At 58.6% G+C, this 21,248-nt stretch carries 17 protein-coding genes; 12 read left to right on the plus strand and 5 right to left on the minus strand.

Annotated features, from left to right (window positions below; genetic code table 11):
- Nucleotides 1-213 precede the first annotated feature (213 nt).
- Nucleotides 214-1,125, minus strand: a complete 912-nt coding sequence (rdgC, locus tag NR201_RS03065; protein ID WP_022625153.1) for a recombination-associated protein RdgC — start codon at nucleotides 1,123-1,125, stop codon at nucleotides 214-216.
- A 146-nt stretch (nucleotides 1,126-1,271) separates the two neighbouring features.
- On the opposite strand from rdgC, the gene mak reads away from it, so the two are divergent.
- Nucleotides 1,272-2,183 carry a fructokinase gene (mak, locus tag NR201_RS03070; RefSeq protein ID WP_010255298.1) on the plus strand — a complete coding sequence of 304 codons (912 nt, stop codon included), beginning with the start codon at nucleotides 1,272-1,274 and terminating at the stop codon, nucleotides 2,181-2,183.
- A gap of 83 nt (nucleotides 2,184-2,266) precedes the next feature.
- On the opposite strand, the gene eat is transcribed toward mak, so the two are convergent.
- Nucleotides 2,267-3,631 carry an ethanolamine permease gene (eat, locus tag NR201_RS03075; protein WP_010671181.1) on the minus strand — a complete coding sequence of 455 codons (1,365 nt, stop codon included), beginning with the start codon at nucleotides 3,629-3,631 and terminating at the stop codon, nucleotides 2,267-2,269.
- Nucleotides 3,632-3,880: 249 nt separating this feature from the next.
- Between eat and NR201_RS03080 the strand changes: the two genes are divergently transcribed.
- Nucleotides 3,881-4,885: a phosphotransferase enzyme family protein gene (locus NR201_RS03080; protein ID WP_187491558.1), complete on the plus strand. Its 1,005-nt coding sequence runs from the start codon at nucleotides 3,881-3,883 to the stop codon at nucleotides 4,883-4,885.
- Nucleotides 4,886-5,047: 162 nt separating this feature from the next.
- Nucleotides 5,048-6,115, plus strand: a complete 1,068-nt coding sequence (locus tag NR201_RS03085; RefSeq protein ID WP_033766619.1) for an AraC family transcriptional regulator — start codon at nucleotides 5,048-5,050, stop codon at nucleotides 6,113-6,115.
- Here the strand turns inward: NR201_RS03085 and NR201_RS03090 are convergent.
- Nucleotides 6,112-6,342, minus strand: coding sequence for a cell envelope integrity TolA C-terminal domain-containing protein (locus NR201_RS03090; RefSeq protein WP_010255303.1), 231 nt, complete (start codon nucleotides 6,340-6,342; stop codon nucleotides 6,112-6,114). The genes NR201_RS03085 and NR201_RS03090 overlap by 4 nt on opposite strands.
- Before the next feature lie 315 nt (nucleotides 6,343-6,657).
- Here NR201_RS03090 and NR201_RS03095 point away from each other — a divergent pair, with 315 nt between their 5' ends.
- From NR201_RS03095 to NR201_RS03105, 3 genes are read left to right on the plus strand one after another with little or no spacing between them, the layout of a single operon-like run.
- Nucleotides 6,658-7,335, plus strand: coding sequence for a CsgG/HfaB family protein (locus NR201_RS03095; RefSeq protein ID WP_033756751.1), 678 nt, complete (start codon nucleotides 6,658-6,660; stop codon nucleotides 7,333-7,335).
- Nucleotides 7,336-7,346: 11 nt separating this feature from the next.
- Nucleotides 7,347-7,706: a DUF4810 domain-containing protein gene (locus NR201_RS03100; RefSeq protein ID WP_033766621.1), complete on the plus strand. Its 360-nt coding sequence runs from the start codon at nucleotides 7,347-7,349 to the stop codon at nucleotides 7,704-7,706.
- Nucleotides 7,703-8,356 (plus strand): DUF799 domain-containing protein, encoded by a 654-nt coding sequence (locus NR201_RS03105; protein WP_080701256.1) that lies wholly within the window; start codon nucleotides 7,703-7,705, stop codon nucleotides 8,354-8,356. Before NR201_RS03100 ends, NR201_RS03105 begins: the two co-directional genes overlap by 4 nt.
- Before the next feature lie 29 nt (nucleotides 8,357-8,385).
- On the opposite strand, the gene NR201_RS03110 is transcribed toward NR201_RS03105, so the two are convergent.
- Together NR201_RS03110 and sbcD are read right to left on the minus strand one after the other, a co-directional pair.
- Complete coding sequence (locus NR201_RS03110; RefSeq protein WP_256849372.1) at nucleotides 8,386-12,060, minus strand: AAA family ATPase; 3,675 nt, start codon at nucleotides 12,058-12,060, stop codon at nucleotides 8,386-8,388.
- A complete protein-coding gene (gene sbcD, locus NR201_RS03115) occupies nucleotides 12,057-13,256 on the minus strand; it encodes an exonuclease subunit SbcD (RefSeq protein ID WP_010255305.1) in 1,200 nt (399 codons plus the stop codon). The genes NR201_RS03110 and sbcD overlap by 4 nt, the downstream gene beginning before the upstream one ends.
- A gap of 197 nt (nucleotides 13,257-13,453) precedes the next feature.
- Here sbcD and phoB point away from each other — a divergent pair, with 197 nt between their 5' ends.
- The 6 genes from phoB to proY all read left to right on the plus strand — a co-directional run bounded on the left by phoB (nucleotide 13,454) and on the right by proY (nucleotide 20,817).
- A complete protein-coding gene (gene phoB / locus NR201_RS03120; protein ID WP_003852491.1) occupies nucleotides 13,454-14,143 on the plus strand; it encodes a phosphate response regulator transcription factor PhoB in 690 nt (229 codons plus the stop codon).
- A 14-nt stretch (nucleotides 14,144-14,157) separates the two neighbouring features.
- The gene (phoR, locus tag NR201_RS03125) at nucleotides 14,158-15,471 is read left to right on the plus strand and encodes a phosphate regulon sensor histidine kinase PhoR (protein WP_010255313.1); all 1,314 of its coding nucleotides are present in this window, start codon (nucleotides 14,158-14,160) and stop codon (nucleotides 15,469-15,471) included.
- 19 nt (nucleotides 15,472-15,490) lie between these two features.
- Nucleotides 15,491-16,411, plus strand: coding sequence for a PstS family phosphate ABC transporter substrate-binding protein (locus NR201_RS03130; RefSeq protein WP_256849373.1), 921 nt, complete (start codon nucleotides 15,491-15,493; stop codon nucleotides 16,409-16,411).
- Between the two features lie 165 nt (nucleotides 16,412-16,576).
- Nucleotides 16,577-17,683: a cobalamin-independent methionine synthase II family protein gene (locus NR201_RS03135; protein WP_033766623.1), complete on the plus strand. Its 1,107-nt coding sequence runs from the start codon at nucleotides 16,577-16,579 to the stop codon at nucleotides 17,681-17,683.
- A 391-nt stretch (nucleotides 17,684-18,074) separates the two neighbouring features.
- On the plus strand, nucleotides 18,075-19,394 hold the full coding sequence (brnQ, locus tag NR201_RS03140; RefSeq protein WP_154209617.1) for a branched-chain amino acid transporter carrier protein BrnQ: 1,320 nt from the start codon (nucleotides 18,075-18,077) through the stop codon (nucleotides 19,392-19,394).
- Nucleotides 19,395-19,464: 70 nt separating this feature from the next.
- A complete protein-coding gene (gene proY, locus NR201_RS03145; protein WP_031593969.1) occupies nucleotides 19,465-20,817 on the plus strand; it encodes a proline-specific permease ProY in 1,353 nt (450 codons plus the stop codon).
- Nucleotides 20,818-21,248 lie beyond the last annotated feature (431 nt).

Raw genomic sequence — 21,248 nt, forward strand, 5'->3', positions numbered from 1 at the left:
GGGCGAAAGGCGGGGCGGCACAGGATGTGCCATCCCCGGCGGTCCGTCAGGCAGGCGAATGAAGTGAAGGAACCGCGAAGCGGCGCGAGGACCGCCAGCCCCTGCCCGGCACCAGACTGCGGTATCACCTGTCGCTTAACTGACTGACATTACCGCTTAGCGGCCATTTTTTTGGCGAATATCGTCTGTCAGGATGATTCTGCCGGTGACTGATTAACGCTGGGCTTCGCCGCCCAACGCTTCAACCAGATTGCTGGTCAGTGCGGCCAGTTCGCTGGTCATCAGAATAAAGTCCGCATCAAAGCGCTGTGCAAAATCTTCGCGGTCAATATCGTCGTTCTGGTCGCGCAGGGTGTCGCTGAACTTCAGACGCTTCACTGAACCATCATCGGCCAGCACGAACTGAATGCGCTCCTGCCAGTCGAGCGCCAGTTTGGTTACCAGCTTACCCGCTTCGATGTGGTTGGCGATCTCATCGCACACCAGATCCTGTTTCTTGCAGCGGATAACGCCGCCATCTTCCAGCAGCGCTTTCAGCTCCGCTTCATCCATCAGGGCGAATCCGGCAGGCAGCTCGCCTGAACGTACCCATTCTGTCAGGGTCAGTTCAATCGGGCTTTCCAGCGTCAGCGGCACCACCGGCAGTGAGCCCAGGCTTTTGCGCAGTAGCGCCAGGGTATCTTCCGCTTTTTTTGCGCTGGCACAGTCAACCATAATCAGGTTGTTGACCGTGTCGATCCACAGGTAGGTCTGGCTGAAACGGCTGAAGGCGCGCGGCAGCAGGCTGTGCAGCACTTCATCTTTCAGCGAATCTTTTTCGGTCTTTTTGAGCTTGCGGCTCTGCTCAGATTCCAGCTTGTCGATTTTCGCTTCCAGCGCCTGTTTCACCACCGGCGAAGGCAGGATTTTCTCTTCTTTGCGGGCGCAAATCACAATCTGGCCTTTGTTTTCATGGGTCAGCGCATCGCTGCGGTTGCCCATCGGCGAGACCCAGCCGGTCTTGCTCATATCCTGACTGCCACACGGTGAAAACGTGAAGGCGTCGAGCTGCTTTTCCATCTCATCTGCGGACAGCGGAATGTCACGATTCAGACGATAAACCATCATATTTTTAAACCACAACATCGGGATTCCTTACCGTGGCGCGATCGGGCGCACAAGTCTGCGAGAGTCAGCGCGCATGATAGCGAAACATCGGAGTGGTTTCATTGCCTTTCCGGCAGACGCCTTTTACTGTATCTCTCACCTGAACGAATAACGAGGACGTAATCTTGCGCATAGGCATAGATCTGGGTGGCACCAAGACAGAAGTGATCGCATTGTCGGATAAGGGAGAGGAGCTGTTCCGCCACCGGGTGAATACCCCGCGTGATGACTATCAGGCAACGGTACAGGCGATTGTCGATCTGGTCACGCTGGCGGAGCAGAAAACCGGCGAAACCGGCACGGTCGGCCTCGGTATTCCCGGCACGCTTTCGCCTTACAGTAAGCGGGTAAAAAATGCCAACTCCACCTGGCTCAACGGTCAGCCGCTGGATAAAGATCTGGCGCAGGCGCTGAACCGGGAAGTGCGTATCGCCAACGACGCCAACTGCCTGGCGGTGTCGGAAGCGATCGACGGTGCCGGTGCCGGACAGTCGCTGGTGTTTGCCGTGATCATCGGCACCGGATCGGGCGCCGGTGTGGCGATCAACGGTGAGTCGCGTATCGGGGGCAACGGCAATGCCGGTGAGTGGGGCCACAATCCGCTGCCGTGGATGGATGAGGATGAGCTGCGCTACCGTCAGGAAGTGCCCTGTTATTGCGGGCAGCAGGGCTGCATTGAGACCTTTGTTTCAGGCACCGGTTTTGGTATCGACTATCAGCGGCTGAGCGGCGTGCATCGCAAAGGTGCGGAGATCGTCTCGCTGCTGGCGCAGCAGGATCCGATCGCCGAACTGGCGATGAGCCGCTATGAGCTGCGGCTGGCAAAATCGCTGGCGCAGGTGGTGAACCTGATCGATCCCGATGTGATTGTGCTGGGCGGTGGGATGAGCAATGTGGATCGTCTCTATCAGACCGTGCCGGTGCTGATGAAGAAGTGGGTATTTGGCGGGGAGTGTGAAACGCCGGTGCTGAAGGCGCAGCATGGCGACTCCAGCGGCGTACGCGGTGCGGCGTGGCTCTGGCCGCTTAACGGCTGAGTCACCTGAGCATCCGCTGACGATTCAGCGCCAGCGATACCCGGCGCTGAATCGTTAATCCACGGCACTCACAAGTGCCGGTTTTATTCGCCGACCAGCATACTGTCCTGCGGCGCCCGATCGCGCTGTGCTTTGGTGGCGAGGAAGTAAAGATAGCCTGCCAGCATGATGGCGAAAAACAGCGCGCCAATCACCGGATTAAACCACAGCATCGCCAGCAGACAGACCACCGACAGCAGCAGGGCGATGCCCGGAACAATCGGATAGCCCGGCGCGCGGAAACTGCGGACCATCTCCGGCGCGCTGCGGCGCAATTTAAACAGACTTAGCATACTCATGATGTACATCACAATCGCGCCAAATACCGCCATGGTGATCATCGCCGCCGTCAGCGTCATCCCCTGCAGATTAATCACGCCATCGCTGTAAATTGCCGCGATACCCAGCACGCCGCCGAGAATAATCGCCCGATGCGGGGTCTGGAAACGCGACAGTTTGGCCAGAGAAGGCGGCAGATAGCCCGCGCGTGCCAGGGCAAAAAACTGCCGTGAATAACCGAGGATGATGCCGTGGAAGCTGGCAATCAGGCCAAACAGTCCAATCCACACCAGCATATGCATCCAGTTAGAGTGTTCGCCGACAATCATTTTCATCGCCTGCGGCAGCGGATCGTTAATATCGGCAAGTTTGCGCCAGTCGCCCGCGCCGCCCGCCATCAGCATCACACCTATCGCCAGCACCACCAGCGTCAGAATTCCGCTGATGTAGGCGCGGGGAATGGTCCGGGTCGGATCTTTCGCCTCTTCGGCCGCCATCGCCGCGCCTTCAATGGCCAGGAAAAACCAGATGGCAAAAGGAATGGCGGCGAAAATGCCGGAGAAGGCGGGCAGTCCGAAGCTGTCACTGCCTGCCCAGCCGTGTGCGGCGAAGTTCGCCAGGCTGAAGCCGGGTGAAACCACACCCATAAACACCAGCAGTTCAATCACCGCCAGCACCGTCACAACCAGTTCAAACATCGCCGCCAGTTTTACGCCGAGAATATTCAGCGTCATAAACAGCAGATAGGCGCCGACCGCCGCAGTCTTCGGGTTCAGTTCGGGATACTGCACGTTGAGATAAGCCCCAATCGCCATGGCAATCGCCGGTGGCGCAAAGACAAACTCAATCAGCGTCGCCAGACCGGCAATCAGTCCGCCGGTTTCGCCAAAGGCGCGGCGACTATAGGCAAATGGCCCGCCTGCATGGGGGATCGCGGTGGTCAGTTCGGTGAAGCTAAAAATAAAGCAGGTATAGAGCGTGGCGATTAACGCGGTGGTGACCAGAAATCCCAGCGTGCCCGCCACGGCCCAGCCGTAACTCCAGCCAAAATATTCGCCTGAAATGACCAGGCCAACCGCAATCCCCCACAGATGCAGGGTGCCCAGAGTGGGCTTGAGTCTGTTTGTCATACTGTTATCCCCGTCGTTGTTGGTCTCACGCGGCGTTACACCGCCATTACGCTACAGTAAGGGGATAATGCCGTTGCATTACTCGCCACGACTTGACGCGGGCGCAGTGACTTCTGTCCTCCACGGTCAACTCACAGGCAACAACCGGGCCAGCTGCACGCTGCGGTCAACTTTGTCTCTTCCGGAGTCAAGCAGCTCACCTTCTGGCAACGCATGCTGAGATAAAGCAAGTGACAAGGAGCCGGACTGATGAGCGCTAAACAATATGACAACCTGACTGATTCCCAACTCACCCTGATGGCGCAGCAGGCGCTGGCCTGTTATCCCGCCGCGCTGCAGGGCCAGCTCAGCCTGCTGTGCCGCTCAGAGAACGCCACGTTTCTGCTGCAGGCGGCAGGCCGGCGTTATGCGCTGCGGCTGCATCGCGGCGATTACCATCAAAAAGCCGACATCGTCAGCGAACTGCTGTGGCTCGATGCACTGCGCGAAACCGGCATTATGGTGCCGGAAGCGGTGCCGGACAGAGAGGGCGAAACCGTGCTGACGCTGCGGCTGCCGGAGGGCGGTGAACGCTACGTGGTGCTGTTTCACTGGATCGACGGAGAGATGCCGACCACCGACGTCGATCCCCGCGCCTTTCAGCAGCTCGGCCAGATCACCGCGCGGCTGCATCAGCACAGTAAACAGTGGCAGCCGCCTGCGGGTTTCCAGCGCATCATCTGGGATCACCACACCATGACCAGCGCAGAGAGTCACTGGGGACGCTGGCAGGATGCGCCGAATCTGCATCCTGCCGATCACGGCGTGGTAGAGCAGGCGATAAGCCAGGTCGGCGCGGCGATGACGCAGTTCGGTAAAGGATCGGATCGCTATGGCCTGATCCACGCCGATCTGCGGCTGACCAATCTGCTGCTGCACAAGGGCGAAACGCGGGTGATCGATTTCGATGACTGCGGGCTCGGCTGGTATCTGCACGATCTGGCGGCGGCGATCAGTTTTGTTGAGCATCATCCGCGCGCGCCAGAGTGGATCGATCACTGGATCCGCGGCTATGAGCAGGTGGCGCATATCAGCGATGCGGAGATGGCCATGCTGCCCGCGCTGTTAATCCAGCGTCGTATCCAGCTCACCGCGTGGGTGGGATCACATGCCGAAACCGAAATGGCGCGCAGCCTGGGATCGGCGTGGGCCAGCCACTCGGTCCGCCTCTGCCGCCGTTATCTGGAAGGTGAGCAGCTGCCGGTCGGCGTCTGATGCACCAGCGGCGGGCGTCGCTGCGCCGCCGCAGTGCCCTGCGCGTAGCCCGCACGCCGCCCGGAATGCCCGCAGGCGGCGCGTCGGGCATCAGGGACCTGGTATGGAAATTGCTCGGATAGAAGTGACGGGTGATCCACCTGAATTCTGACTGAGGCGACCATGAATCCGACACTGATAAAGCCCGATGCGTTTGCGGCCTGCTCGGCAGCGGCGGGGGCAGGCAATCACGGCGTGCTGGCAGCCGCGGCGACTGGCTTAGGCGACTTTATTCATACCCAGGGCGGCGATGTTGATCGTATCTTCGGCATCAGCGGCATCGATCCGGAGCGCCTGGCCAGTCCGACGCTCAGCCTGGGGCTGGTTAACTACTGTCGGGTGCTGGAAGAGGCGGCGCGTCACTCCGGTTTTGATAACTTCGGTTTGCACTACGGCAGGCAGTTTAAACCGCAGTCATTAGGCCTGATCGGCTACATCGGTTTGTGCTCCGCCACGCTGGAACAGGCGCTGCATAATGTGGTCAACGCGTTTCCCTGGCATCAGCACGACACCTTAACCCGGCTGGTGGATAAGGGAGAGTGCTGGCGGCTGGATTATCAGGTGCGACATGGCGCGATCCTGTCGCGCCGACAGGATGCAGAGCTGACGCTGGGGATGTTTATGAATCTGATCCGCCACGTGGCAGGCAGACACTGGGCACCGCGCGAAGTCCACTTTGAACATCCGCGTCCCGGCCAGTGGCACGATCACTGCAAAGTGTTTGATGCGCCGGTCTGGTTCGATCAGCCGTTTAACTCACTGGTGATCCCCAAGCGCGATCTGCTGCGCGCCATGCCGGAGAGCGATCCGATCCTGTTGATGGTGATGCAGGATGCGATCCGGCGGCTTAACCGTGGGACGTCGCAGCAGAGCATGATTGAGCAGGCGCGTTCGCAGGTTAATTTATCGCTGATGCAGGGTGAGCCGGTGCTGGAAGAGGTGGCGGATAAGCTCGGACTGTCGAGCTGGTCACTGCAGCGGCGGCTGCGCGAAGAGGGCAGCAGCTTTACCGCGCTGGTCGATCAGGTGCGCTGCGAAATGGCGACACACTATCTGCAGCAGAAGCAGCTGCCCATCTCTGAGATGGCGCTGCTGCTGGGCTACTCGGAAGTCAGCGCGTTTTCACGCGCGTTTCGTCGCTGGTTTGGCATCAGTCCGCGCCAGTGGCGTCAGGAAGGTCTGGCCAGCTAACCGCGCGGCGCAAAGCCGAACCACGCCGGTTGTCCAGGCTCCGGCGGCGGCGGCAGATCGCGGGTCTGCGCGACCAGTTGCCAGGCGCGCAGGCAGAGCGCTTCATCACCCTGCGTCTGGGTCACCGCATAATGTCTGCTGTGTGGTTGCCACTCCATCCGTACCAGGCATTGCTGACCGGCGTAACGCGCCGCATCGCTGAACTGCCGGTTCAGTACTGGCTGCATTTGATTAGTCCAGTGACAGGATTGGCTGTCTGGATCTTTCGACGGCTGACAAAGGTTTGCCACGCTATCCCGTTGCTTTGTCACAGGTTGCTGACAGGCGCTGAGCGACATTGCAATAATCACCCCCGGCAACATTCTCATCGTTATATTAATTAAATTCATTTAACTGGCCAACTTTCCTTAAAGATCTTCCGGTCTGCTGCCGACAGTCTACAGACCGGCATCATGAATGCTATGGCATTACTCCGACTGTCGTCAGAACCAGAATTTACCGCCCTGGCGCGGGTTACATCTCTTTCACTTCATGGATTAGAAATGCAGAAAAAATATGCCTTTGCGGCACTCTCCCTGTTAACGGCCTCGCTCATCAGCGGCTGCGCCACTGAATCTTCCCGCGCTATTCAGGCCCCGCAGGTTCGCGCGGCCAGCCAGCCGGTTTATCAGGGCGTGCGCAGCCCGATTGCGGTGGGTCAGTTTGATAACCGCTCCTCCTATATGAACGGCATTTTCTCTGATGGTGTCGATCGGCTGGGCAATCAGTCAAAAACCATTCTGATTACCCATCTGCAGCAGACCAACCGGTTCAGCGTGCTGGATCGCAGCAACCTGAAAGAGCTGCAGCAGGAGTCGGACTTCAAACGCAGCCAGCAGAATATCAAAGGCGCGAACTTCATCATCACCGGTGATATCACCGAGTTTGGCCGCAAAGAAGTGGGCGATCAGCAGCTGTGGGGCATTCTGGGCCGCGGCAAAACGCAGATCGCCTATGCCAAAGTGAATCTGAACGTAGTGGATGTCACCACCTCAGAGGTGGTCTACAGCACCCAGGGCGCGGGCGAGTATCAGCTCTCCGCACGTGAGGTCATCGGCTTTGGTGGCACCAGCAGCTATGACTCAACGCTGAACGGCAAAGTGATGGATCTGGCGATTCGCGAAGCGGTCGATCATTTAGTGGATGGAATCAACAACGGCGCATGGCGTCCGGCTAAATAAGGAAGCAGTAAATGAAGATGATGACACTGAGCAGCCTGCTGATTGCAGCGGCGTTGCTGGCAGGCTGTGCGCCAAAAGCGCCGAAAACGATCTATTACTGGGGCGATTATCAGCAGCAGGTTTACAGTTACTATCAGCCGGGCAGCGATCCGCTGAAGCAGATCGATGCGCTGAATCTGGACATTGAAAAAGCCCGTGCCGTTAACCAGCCGGTTGCGCCTGGCCTGCACGCCCAGCTTGGTCTGCTCTATGCCAAAACCGGCGATACCAATAAAGCCTTTGGTCAGTTTGCCACCGAGAAGCAGCTGTTTCCCGAATCGGCACCTTACATGGATTTTCTGATGAGTAAAAAACAAGGAGTGGTACGGTGAAAAAACTGATTGCCCTCGGCGGCGTGCTGATGATGCTGCTGCTGACCGGTTGTGCGACGAAAAAACCGTATGACTACAGTGCGTTCCGTGCCAGCAAGCCCGCCTCGATTCTGGTGCTGCCGGCCGATAACACCTCGCCGGATATCAATGCCGCGCACAGTCTGACCTCGCTGGTGACGCGCCCGCTGGCCGAAGCCGGTTACTACGTCTTCCCGGTGGCAGTGGTTGAAGAGACCTTTCAGCAGAATGGCCTGACCAGTGCCAGTGACGCCCAGGCCGTCAGCGCGAAGCGTCTGAATGAGATTTTCCACGCCGACAGCGCGCTCTATATCTCGATCAGCGAATATGGCAGCAGCTATCGGGTCATTGACAGCGTGACGATCGTGACCGCCAAAGCACGGCTGGTGGATCTGCGCAGCGGCAAAGAGATCTGGCAGGGTAAGGCCAGTGCCAGCGACAGTGAAAATGGCAACAACAACAACGGTGGACTGGTCGGCATGCTGGTCAGTGCGGCGATCAAACAGATTGCCAGCAACGTGACTGATAAAGCGCACACCGTGGCCGGACTGACCAGCAATCGTCTGCTGGCACAGAACGAGCAGGGCGGGTTACTCACCGGCCCTCGCTACAAGCTCGTCAGCGCCCGCTGATTGCACGTAAACGGGCGCTGCGGCGCCCGTTATCCCTGCGGCAGTTCCAGCTGGCTGTAACCCAGCCCATTCATCTTGCGTACTTTAATCTGTACCGGAATGCGCTCCTTCATCGCTTCCACATGGCTGATCACCCCAATGGTTTTGCCGCTGGCGTTGAGTGCATCGAGTGCGTCCAGCGCGGTGTCGAGCGTCTGCGCATCCAGCGTGCCAAATCCCTCATCCAGAAACAGCGATTCGATGCGCGTTTTGTGGCTGACCAGATCCGACAACGCCAGCGCCAGCGCCAGACTCACCAGGAAGCTCTCACCACCCGACAGCGTGCGGGTATCGCGCGCCGCATCGGCTTGCCAGGTATCGACCACATCCAGCTCCAGCAGATCCTGCGCCCGTCGCTGCAGCAGATAGCGGCCATGCAGCCGATCGAGCTGACGGTTAGCCAGGGCCACCAGGTGATCCAGCGTTAAGCCCTGGGCGAAGCGCCGGAATTTATCGCCGCTGGCGGAGCCAATCAGATCGTTGAGCAGGCTCCACTGCGCCAGCGTCACACCATCCTGTTCAATCTGTGTCATCAGGCTCTGCTGGCGCACACGAAGGCTGGCATCGCTCTGTAGCTGCTGCTGAATCTGACCCTGCTGGCTGGCGTTGTCGCGCAGTGCCAGCCGTAACTGCTCCAGCTGTTGCGCCAGCGCCTCGGCGGATTCCGGCATCGCAGCGGGTTTCGTCTGCTGATGGAGACTGAGCCGCTGACGCAGATCCGCCAGTCGCGCCTGCTGCTGCTGGCATTGCTGATCGAGCTGCTGCAACTGCTGACGCAGTTGCACTGCGGTCTGCTCATCCAGCAGCGCCGCGCGCAGGCTGGCTTCATCCGCAAATCCGGCGCTCTCCAGTGCCTGCTGCAGCGCGCTTTCCGCCTCTGCCAGTTTGCTATTGAGCGTCTGCCGCTGATTTTCCAGCCCCGAAAGCTCACCCTGCAGGCGACTGACCTCGGCCTGCGCCTGTTGCAGGGCAGTGAGTTGCTGTGCCAGTTGTTCATCAGCCTGATGAACGCGGGCCTGTATCTGCTGACGGGCGTGGGTGACCTCGCGGTCGCCAAACAGCGCCTGACGGGCACGGCGCATCTCGCTGAGCTGCGTCTGGCGCTGGTTTTGCTGCTGCTGACGAGTGGTGAGCTGCTGCTGCTCCAGTTCTGCCTGCTGTTGCAGGGCAGTGAGCTGGGTTTCCCCCTTTAACAGCTGCGGTTGCAGGTTTGCTAGCAACCGCTCACTTTCCTGCCAGCGCTCCCAGCGCCGCTGCTGTTCTGTCAGCCACGCATCGCGATGGGCGGCGTCGGGCAGGGCAAGGTTGTGTGCACTGAACTGCTGCTCCAGACGACTCTGCAATTGCGCCATGGCCTGCTGTTCCTGCTGCTGACGCTGTTGCAGCGCATCCAGCGCCTGTTGCAGGCTGGACAGCGACTGCTGCGCCAGCTGTTCTGCCTGCAAATGCTGCTGCCAGGCCTGTGACTGCTGAAGATAGTAATCTTTTGCGGCCTGACGCGCCTGTTCTGCGGCTTCCTGCGCCTGTCGCTGTTGCTCAAGCTGGCTTTCACGCTCGCTTTGCTGCTGCTCCCACGCGGTTAAGGCATCCCGATCGGCGAGCGGGAAGGTAAGTGCCAGCTCACTGCTCAGCGCCTGCCATTGCTGCTCAAGCCGATCGAGCTGTTGCTGCATCTCCGCGATTTCATCGCGCAGGGTCTGCTGCTGCACGGCTGACTGTTTCAGCTGTTCGCTTTTTGCCGTGCCCGCTTCGCGCAATGCCTCGGTTTGTTGTTGCAGTGCAGCCCGGCGCTGCTGGTTAGCACTTACTTCCAGCGTGCTGTAGGCCTCAACGGCGGGATGCGTGCAGGAGCCGCACAGCGGACAGGGCTGATCAGCGGCGAGCCGGGCGCGGTAATCGCTGAGATCGACAATCTGCTGCTCCAGCGCGCAGATTTTTTCGACATCATCCAGCTGCTGTTTTTCGCGTTTCCACGTCTCGCGCAGGGCCTGGAGTTCCGCTTCACTCTGCTGATGCGCTTTTGCGAGCGCGATAAGCCGCTGCTGGCGCTGGCCCAGCTGCTGGTGCAGCGGCTGCCACTGGGTTGAAAGCAGCAGCAGTTGCTGACGAGCCGGACGGCTGTTCTGCAACTGGCTTAATGCCTGACGCAGTGCGGCAGGCGGATGCTGTTCCTGTAGCGAAGTTAGTACTTGCTCCGCTTGCGAGAGCGCCTGGCGGGCCTGTTGCTCCGCCTGCTGGCGCGGAAGCGCCTGTTCTGCCTGCTGCTGCTGTTCCGCCTGCTGGGTAGCGATCTGTCGCTGCTGCTGCTCGCGCTGTTGCGCCAGTCCGGCCAGGGTCGCTTCACGCTGCGCCAGCAGGGCAAAGTTCTCCTGCCACACCGGCAGCGAAGCGCCCCATTGGGCGAGATCGGCAAGCTGCTGGCGTAACTGATGCTGTTCGGCAATCGCCTGCTGCCATGTCTCAACCTGGCGCTTCTGCTCTGCCAGGCTGGCCTGTGTCTGATCAGCATGCTGCTGCTGTCGGGCGTTTTCCTGCTGCTGCTCCGCAAGCTGCTGCTGCAGTGTACTGATCCGCTGATCCAGCGGCAGCACCTGTTCTGTCAGCAGACTTTCCTGCTGCTGCTGTTCCTGCAGCGCCTGCTGGCGGGCACTCTGGGTCGTCGCGTAGTGCTGTTGATGCTGCTGCTGTTGGCTCTGCGCCTGCTGCTGCGCCGACGTGAGTTGCTGACAGCGGCTCACGACCTGCTGCTGTTCGGTGCGTAACGCGTCGCGCTGCTGCAGTTTTACCCGCAGCTTTTCAGCCGGTTCGCTGCGTGCAAGACGCTGACGATCGGCCTCTGCCGCCTGGGATGCAGCCTGGGCCTGCTGCAGCGCGACGTCAGCCTGCGCATCTTCCTGCTGTAACTGCTGCGCCTGCTGTTGCCACTGCTGCTGTTGCTGCGCCTGCTGATAGTGCGCGCTGAGTTGATGTTCCGCATCGGTCAGATCGGTGAGCTGCTGTTGCAGCGCGGCGCGTGCGTCGCTATCCAGCAGCGCCATCGCTCCCGCCTGGCTGCGCAGCAGATCCAGCTGGGTTTTTGCCTCTTTGTGGCGCTCGTAGATGGCGGCGGAAATCAGACCGTAAATTTCGGTGCCGGTCAGCTCCTCAAGCAGTTCCGCGCGCTCACTGGCTTTCGCGTTGAGAAAGGCGGCGAACTGGCCTTGTGACAGCATCATCGAGCGGGTAAACCTTTCGAAATCGAGCCCGGAGAGGGTTTCGATCAGCTTCAGCTTGTCACCGACTTTATCGGCAACAATAGTGTTGTCAGCGCAGCGTGCCAGCTCAACGCGCGGCGCCTGAAGTTTGCCGTCGGCAGTGCCGCGCGCGCGGTTCTGGCTCCAGAAGGCGCGCCAGGCTTCTCCTTTGATCTCAAACTCCACCTCGGCCAGACATTCGGCACAGTCGCGGGTCATCAGCGCATTCTGGCTCTGTGAAATCGCGCCCAGGCGCGGTGTCTGGTGATAGAGCGCCAGGCAGATGGCGTCCAGCAGGGTGGTTTTACCGGCGCCGGTGGCACCGGTAATGGCGAACAGGCCGTTGCTGGCGAAAGGTTCGGCGCGGAAGTCGATGAACCATTCACCGCGCAGGGCATTGAGGTTTTTGAACCGTAGCGTGAGGATCTTCATTGGGTCTCTTCCATGGCGGCCAGCGTCTGGCGGAACAGGGTGGTCATCTCGGCGATTTGCTCTGGTTGCAGCTCCTCATCCAGCGCCAGCCGGCGGGCAAAGACCTCCTCCACCTTCAGCTCACTCAGGGTTTCGTTGTCGAGCCGCGCCAGGCTCTGTTGCCGCTGTTCACGGCTGCGGCGGAGCAACAGGACTTCGACCGGCAGCGTGGCGGTCAGGGTTTCTACCTGACGCTGCAGATCGCTGAGGTACTCCTGGGTGGTGACTTCGATGTCGAGCCAGGTCGGCTTCTCCTGCTCTGCTGTGCTGAAGGCATTTAACTGTTCTGCAATCTGCGCCAGGGATCCTTTCAGAACCTGCATCGGCTGCGCCTGTGGCACCACCAGCGGCGTGACTGATTGCAGGCCGCTGGTGGTGAGTTCCAGCAGGAAGACGCTTTTTTCTGTGCCCAGCTCGTCAAAGCTCAGCGGAATCGGTGAGCCGCTGTAGCGGATATGCTCGCTGCCCGCGACGCGCTGAGCGCGATGAATATGCCCCAGTGCGATATAGTCAGCCGCGGGAAACGCGCTGGCCGGGAAGGCATCCAGCGTCCCGATATAGATGTCGCGCACTGAATCGCTCTGGCTGACGCCGACGGTGGTGAGATGGCCGGTGGCGATAATCGGCAGTGCATGGCCCAGCGCCTGGGCGGCGGTGAATCGCTGCTGATAGTGGTGGGCGATCGCTTCCAGCAGCGAGGTCTGCTTGTCGCGTCCCGACTGACCTGCCCGGCTGCGCAGGATATCGCGCGGCCGCAGATAGGGAATCGCACACAGCAGCGCGCCTGGCTCGCCCTGGCGGGTGTTGAGCAGCAGCACATCATCCTTCTCCTGCGGGGTGGCGATCACCCGGGTATTGAGGCAGGCGAGCAGCTCACGCGACTCATTCAGCGTGGCAACGGAATCGTGGTTGCCCGCCAGCACAATCAGCTGACAGCCGCTGGGCTGCAGCGCCACCACAAAGCGGTTGAACATCTCGCGGGCGTAGCTGGGCGGTGTACCGGTATCAAACAGATCGCCTGCGATGATCAACGCATCCACCTGATGCTGTTCAATCTGGATCAACAGCCAGTCGAGAAATGCCTGATGTTCGGCTGCCCGACTTTTGTTGTAGAAGAACTGCCCCAGATGCCAGTCCGCAGTATGAATGATGCGCATGATAAGTCCCTGCCGTTGTGATTCGCCCGGCGATTATACTGGCTCTGCGGCCAAAGCAAAAAATTGTCGCTGCGCTGTCATAAATGATTACCAGTGAGGTTACAGGCAGGTTATGTTTTTCATAAAAGTGTCACAAATCTGACGCATAATGGCGCCGCGAATCTCAGTGACATCCGTCATAATCAGCAGGAGTAATAATGGCTAAGCGCATTTTGGTTGTGGAGGATGAAGCCCCCATCCGTGAAATGTTGTGTTTTGTTCTGGAGCAGAACGACTATCAGCCAATCGAGGCGGAAGATTATGACAGCGCCGTTGGCAAGCTGATTGAACCCTGGCCCGATCTGATTTTGCTGGACTGGATGTTACCCGGTGGCAGCGGTATTCAGTTTATCAAACATCTGAAACGCGAGGCGATGACACGCGATATCCCGGTGATGATGCTCACCGCGCGCGGCGAAGAGGAAGATCGGGTGCGCGGCCTGGAAGTGGGTGCCGATGATTACATTACTAAACCCTTTTCACCTAAAGAGCTGATGGCGAGAATCAAAGCGGTGATGCGCCGTATTTCGCCGATGGCCGTGGAAGAGGTGATTGAGATGCAGGGGCTGAGTCTGGATCCCTCCTCACATCGCGTGATGTCCGAAACCACGCCGCTGGAGATGGGCCCTACCGAATATAAGCTGCTGCACTTCTTTATGACCCACCCGGAACGCGTTTACAGCCGCGAACAGTTGCTGAACCACGTCTGGGGCACCAATGTGTATGTGGAAGATCGTACTGTCGATGTTCACATCCGTCGTTTACGTAAAGCGCTGGAAGTGTCCGGCCACGATCGCATGGTACAAACCGTTCGCGGAACAGGGTATCGTTTCTCTGCCCGCTACTAAACGGAGCCTTTACCGTGCTGGAACGCCTCTCCTGGAAGAGATTACTGACAGAACTGCTGCTGGTCTGTCTGCCCGCAGTGCTGCTGGGCCTGCTGTTCGGCGGTCTGCCCTGGTGGCTGCTGCTGAGCGTGCTGACGGTGCTGTTGTGGCATTTTCACAATCTGATGCGGCTGTCGCACTGGCTGTGGCTGGACCGCACCATGACGCCACCGGCCGGGCGTGCCAGCTGGGAACCGCTGTTTTATGGTCTTTACCAGATGCAGCTCCGCAACCGGCGGCGGCGGCGTGAACTGGGCAATCTGATTAAGCGTTTCCGTAGCGGTGCCGAGTCGCTGCCGGATGCGGTGATCCTGACCACCGAAGAGGGCACCATTTTCTGGTGTAATGGCCTGGCGCAGCAGCACCTGGGTCTGCGCTGGCCGGAAGATAATGGCCAGAACATCCTCAATCTGCTCCGTTATCCGGAGTTCTCGCGCTATCTTCGCCAGCGCGATTTCGACAAGCCGCTGACGCTGGTGCTGAACAACAAACTTCACATGGAGTTCCGCGTCATGCCCTACAGCGAAGGGCAGTGGCTGCTGGTGGCGCGTGATGTCACGCAGATGCATCAGCTGGAAGGGGCGCGCCGCAACTTCTTTGCCAACGTCAGCCATGAATTGCGCACACCGCTCACGGTGCTGCAGGGCTATCTGGAGATGATGAACGACTCGGTGATGAGCGAGCCTTCGCGCAGCAAAGCGCTGCACACCATGTCGGAGCAGACGCGCCGCATGGACAGCCTTGTCAAACAGCTGCTGACGCTGTCGCGCATTGAAGCCGCGCCCGCAATCGATCTGAAAGAGAAGGTCGATGTGCCGGTGATGCTGAAACTGCTGCAGCATGAGGCGGCAACGCTGAGTGGCGGCCGTCACGATATCCATTTCCATACCGATCCCCATCTGAAAGTGTTCGGCAACGATGAACAGCTGCGCAGCGCCATCTCCAATCTGGTTTACAACGCGGTAAACCACACACCGGATGGCACGCGAATTGATATCAGCTGGCTGCGCGGCAAACAGGGGGCTATCTTCCGGGTGTGTGATAACGGGCCGGGCATCGCCTCAGAACATATTCCGCGTCTTACCGAGCGTTTCTACCGGGTCGATAAAGCGCGTTCGCGTGCGACCGGCGGCAGCGGGCTGGGGCTGGCGATAGTGAAACATGCTCTGAGCCACCATAACGCGCGGCTCGATATCACCAGCGTGCCGCACAAGGAGACCTGTTTTACCTTTACGCTGCCAGCGAGGTTGATTGTCAGCAGCGTGATGCAGGAGAATGCCGTTCATTAATCGCTGCCGGATCTCCCTGATGCGCATCCTTCTTTTGTTGATCGTTACTCTGCTGCCGGGCCTGGCACTGGCCCAGCCCGGCGCGCTCTCCGGCAATCTCAGCAGCGTCGGATCCGATACGCTGGGTTATCTGATGACGCTGTGGGGCGAAGATTTCAGTCGCCAGGCGCCGGGCGTCAATGTCCAGGTTCAGGCCTCCGGCTCTTCTACTGCGCCGACCGCGCTGGCGGCGGGTGCAGCACAACTCGGTCCGATGAGCCGCCCGATGCAGGCAGATGAACGCCAGGCCTTTGAGGCGCGCTACGGCTATCCGCCGCTGGCGGTTCCGGTGGCTATGGATGCGCTGGTGGTAGTGGTGAATCAGCGCAATCCGCTACAGCAGATTGAACCGCGACAGCTCGATGCCATCTTCTCGATTACCCGTCTGTGTGGCGCACACAGCGTGCCGCTGCGCTGGGGCGATCTCGGCTTAACCGGCGCGCAGTGGAGCAAACGGCCGATTCAGCGCTATGGACGTAACTCCGCCTCCGGCACATGGGGTTTCTTCAAGCAGCAGGCGCTGTGCAAAGGTGATTTTCGCAGCGACGTGGCGGAGTTTCCCGGCTCGGCCGCAGTGGTGCAGGCGGTGGCCGGTAATTTACGCAGCATCGGCTACGCCAGTTTTGGCTTTCATCTCAGCGGCGTAAAAATGCTGGCGGTGATGAATGATCAGGGGCAGGCGATTACCCCGGATGCCGAGGCCATCCGCAGTGGCCGTTATCCCTGGGCGCGCCCGCTCTATCTCTATGTGAATAAAGCGCCCGGCAAACCTTTGCCGCCGCTGGTGGCCGCGTTTCTGCAGCAGGTACTTTCGGCGCAGGGACAGCGGCGGGTCAGTGAAGCGGGCTATCTGCCGCTCTCTGACAGTCAGATGACGCAGGCGCGCGCCGCGCTGCGTTAATCTCCCACACGTGAATTTTTTTCATCATCACTGAATTTTCTTCAGTTGCAGAAGAAAGCCGCCCATGCCACTCTGTGTTCAGACATGTAGCCATCCAGATGGCTATTTATATCAGGATGCAACTATTTCCTGCCGTTATTACCGGCAGGAGAGACAGGAGTGATCATGCAAAGAGAAACCGCCCCGTTCCGTGCCGATACCGTTGGCAGCTTTCTGCGTCCCGCCGCCATTAAGCAGGCGCGCGAACAGTTTGCAGCCGGAGAGATCGATGCGGCTGCCCTGCGCCAGGTTGAAGATGAGGCGATTCGCGATGTGGTGGCGAAACAGCGGGAAAATGGCCTGAAAGTGGTCACTGATGGCGAGTTTCGTCGCGGCTGGTGGCACTTCGACTTTTTCTATGGCCTGAATGGCGTAGAGCGCTATGAAGCGGAGCAGGGCATTCAGTTTAATGGCGTGCAGACCAAAGCGCATGGCGTGAAAGTGGTGAGCAAACTCGGTTTCCCGGCGGATCACCCGATGCTGGCGCATTTCCGCTTCCTGCAGAGTATTGCCGGTGATGCGGTGCCGAAGATGACCATTCCCAGCCCCAGCGTGCTGCACTTCCGTGGTGGCCGTAAGGTGATCGACGCGGAAGTCTATCCCGATCTGGCAGACTACTTCGACGATCTGGCGCAGACCTACAAAGCGGCTATTCAGGCGTTTTATGACGCGGGCTGCCGCTATCTGCAACTGGATGATACCGTCTGGGCTTACCTCTGTTCTGAAGATCAGAAGCGTGATATCCGTGCGCGTGGCGACGATCCTGACCAGCTGGCACAGACTTATGCTCAGGTGTTGAATAAAGCGCTGGAAGGTAAACCTGCCGATCTGACCGTGGGTCTGCATGTCTGTCGCGGCAACTTCCGCTCAACCTGGATCTCTGAAGGCGGCTATGGGCCGGTCGCAGAAATCCTGTTCGGCAGCGTCAACGTGGATGCCTTCTTCCTGGAGTATGACAACGCCCGTTCCGGCGGTTTTGAACCACTGCGTTACATTAAGCCAGGTCATCAGCAGGTGGTGCTGGGTCTGATTACGACCAAAGTGGGAGAACTGGAGGATCCGGCGCAGGTGAAAAACCGGCTGGAAGAGGCGGCGCAGTATGTCAGCCTGGATCAAATCTGCCTCAGTCCGCAGTGTGGTTTTGCCTCAACCGAAGAGGGCAACAGCCTGACCGAAGCGCAGCAGTGGCAGAAGATTCGCTTAGTGGTCGATATCGCGAATCAGGTCTGGTAGTGCTGTAACGTTGTGCAGACAGGCGCGTAAAACGCGCCTTTTGTGTATCTTCAGGCCCGTTTATGCGGGGATTTCTCGCGCTCTGTCTATTATTTAGGCACATCATCTTGTGTGCCTGCTGCAAAAATTAACGCTATCCACTGCCTTTTGAAAAAATGGCGGCATAACCTTCTGGTTTTCCGATCCCGTATTGCCTTTCACCGCTATAAACGTTTTACTTAGCGCCGTTGTCGATCCATCCCTCTGTGAACAGAATAAAAGCAGCTCAAATCACCTGTGCTTTACCCTGCGACGAGCATAATGCGCTGACATTGTCAGCCTGGTCGCGGTTTACACGCAGCGAGGTGACAACACTAACCCAACTTCCACCGCAACATCAGTGACAGGCCGTATGACACATCGTTTAACTTCGAAGGACATTCTCGCGCTGGGCTTTATGACATTCGCCCTGTTTGTTGGCGCGGGCAACATCATTTTCCCGCCCATGGTCGGTATTCAGTCTGGCGAACACGTCTGGACTGCCGCGATTGGTTTTCTGATTACCGCAGTCGGTCTGCCCGTGATGACCGTGATCGCGCTGGCCCGCGTCGGCGGCGGCGTGGATGCGCTCAGCACCCCGATTGGCAAGGTCGCTGGCATCGTGCTGGCCACCGTTTGCTATCTGGCTGTCGGGCCGCTGTTTGCCACACCGCGTACGGCAACGGTCTCGTTTGAGATGGGTATTGCCCCGCTGACCGGTGATGGCGCGCTGCCGCTGTTTATCTATAGCCTGATTTACTTCACGCTGGTGATTGGCGTATCGCTCTATCCCGGCAAGCTACTCGACACGGTAGGGCACTTCCTTGCGCCATTAAAAATTATTGCGCTGACCGTGCTGGGCGTTGCTGCCCTGGTGTGGCCTGCTGGCGGCACGGTTCCGGCTACCGCTGATTATCAGCGTGCGGCCTTCTCCAGCGGTTTCGTCAATGGCTATCTGACCATGGATACGCTGGGCGCGCTGGTATTTGGTATCGTAATTGTCAACGCCGCCCGTTCGCGTGGCGTCGATAATGCCGCGCTGCTGACCCGTTATACCGTGCTGGCGGGGTTAATCGCCGGTCTGGGCCTGACGCTGGTCTACCTCTGCCTGTTTAAGCTGGGCGCGGGCAGCGGTGCGCTGGTGGATCAAAACGCTAACGGCGCAGCGATTCTGCACGCGTATGTTCAGCACACCTTTGGCAACATGGGCAGCTTCTTCCTTGCTGCGCTGATCTTCGTCGCCTGTATGGTGACCGCCGTAGGCCTGACCTGTGCCTGTGCGGAATTTTTTGCGCAATACCTGCCGTTATCGTATAAAACGCTGGTGTTTATTCTGGGTCTGTTCTCCATGGTGGTGTCGAATCTCGGCCTGAGCCACCTGATTCAGATTTCCATCCCGGTACTGACGGCGATTTATCCGCCCTGTATCGTGCTGGTGGTGCTGAGTTTCACCCTCAACTGGTGGAATAAGAGCAGCCGGATTATCGCGCCAGCCATGCTGATTAGCCTGCTGTTTGGTATTGTTGATGCGATTAAAACCACCGGGTTTAAAGATTTGCTGCCCGCTTTCAGTCAGCATCTGCCGCTGGCCGATCAGGGTCTCGCCTGGTTGCCGCCGTCGCTGGTGATGCTGCTGATTGCCGCTGTTATTGATCGGGTGAAAGGGCCGGAACAGGTGACCGTTCACTCGTAGCAGAGAGCACTGATTTTTCTTTAACCACGGGCCTGCCCGTGGTTTTTTCATTTCACAGGTACAGGTTGTTATGCAAGAAACCAACAAGCTCAAACGCGGACTGAGCACGCGCCACATCCGCTTTATGGCGCTGGGATCGGCGATTGGCACCGGGCTATTCTACGGTTCCGCTGACGCGATAAAAATGGCCGGACCGAGCGTGCTGCTCGCCTATATCATCGGCGGGGCAGTGGCTTACATCATCATGCGCGCACTGGGTGAGATGTCCGTTAACAATCCTCAGGCCAGCTCCTTCTCACGTTACGCGCAGGACTATCTTGGGCCGATGGCAGGCTACATCACCGGCTGGACGTACTGTTTTGAAATCCTGATCGTGGCGATTGCGGATGTCACGGCGTTCGGCATCTATATGGGCGTCTGGTTCCCTGAGGTGCCTCACTGGATTTGGGTGCTGAGCGTGGTGCTGATCATCGGTGCCGTCAATCTGATGAGCGTGAAGGTGTTCGGCGAAGTGGAGTTCTGGTTCTCCTTCTTCAAAGTCGCCACCATTATCGTGATGATTCTGGCCGGTTTCGGCATGATCATCTGGGGGCTCGGCAACGGCGGCCAGCCGACCGGCATCCACAATCTCTGGACTAACGGCGGCTTCTTTGCGCACGGCGTAGTCGGTATGCTGCTGTCGCTGCAGATGGTGATGTTTGCCTATGGTGGCATCGAAATCATCGGTATCACTGCCGGTGAAGCGAAAGATCCGGAGAAGTCGATTCCGCGCGCCATCAACTCGGTGCCGTGGCGCATTCTGGTGTTCTACGTCGGCACGCTGTTTGTGATTATGTCGATCTACCCGTGGAATCAGGTGGGCACCTCGGGCAGCCCGTTTGTGCTGACCTTCCAGCATCTGGGCATTGCGGCGGCCGCCTCTATCCTCAATTTCGTGGTGCTGACCGCGTCACTCTCGGCGATTAACAGCGATGTGTTTGGCGTGGGCCGCATGCTACACGGGATGGCGCAGCAGGGACATGCGCCGAAGGTCTTTATGAAGGTCTCCTCGCGCGGGATTCCGTGGGTGACGGTGGTGGTGATGATGTTCGCCATGCTGATTGCGGTTTATCTCAACTACCTGATGCCGGAAAAAGTCTTCCTGGTGATCGCCTCGCTGGCGACCTTTGCAACGGTGTGGGTCTGGATCATGATTCTGCTGTCGCAGATCGCGTTCCGTCGCAAAATTGGTAAAGAGGCCGCCAGTAAGCTGCAGTTTGCGCTGCCAGGCGGCAGCTGGACTGCTGGCGTCGGCGTAGCCTTCCTCTGCTTTATTATCGGTCTGATTGGTTATTTCCCCGATACCCGCATTTCCCTCTATGTCGGTATGGTGTGGATAGTGGTGCTGCTACTGGGCTATAAGCTGGTTCGTAAACCCCGCTAATCTCCTGTTCTGCTCTCTCATTCGTGGGGGAGCAGAACACACTATTTCCCGCGCTTTTATATTCCTGCTCATCTGATTATTTATGTGACCCAATCCACAATATGGAATCCTGTTATCAGGAGCAAAACGCCTGCCTGCGAAATAAGTTTATGTCCCGGTTTATATCCATGAATGCGTATTTTAATTGGCAGTGAATGTGGCCGATAGTGATAACCGGGCAGGGGCGATAAGGGAGATTCAGAGGAGTGAGCGTGCAGTCACACAGGCGCTGGCGGGCAGCAGTAGCGGGGCGTGTAAGAAATAAAAAACGGCGAAACCAGTCGCCGAAATATTCAAGAATTACAGGAAAATAGTTAATAAAGGGATGATTGACGGGTCTATCGTAAAACAAAACGAGTGGCGCTGATAGTCAGGCGATTTAAATAAGAAAA

Source organism: Pantoea sp. Fr-CA_6 (genome assembly GCF_024520895.1).
GTDB classification, from domain to species: Bacteria; Pseudomonadota; Gammaproteobacteria; order Enterobacterales; family Enterobacteriaceae; genus Pantoea; species Pantoea agglomerans.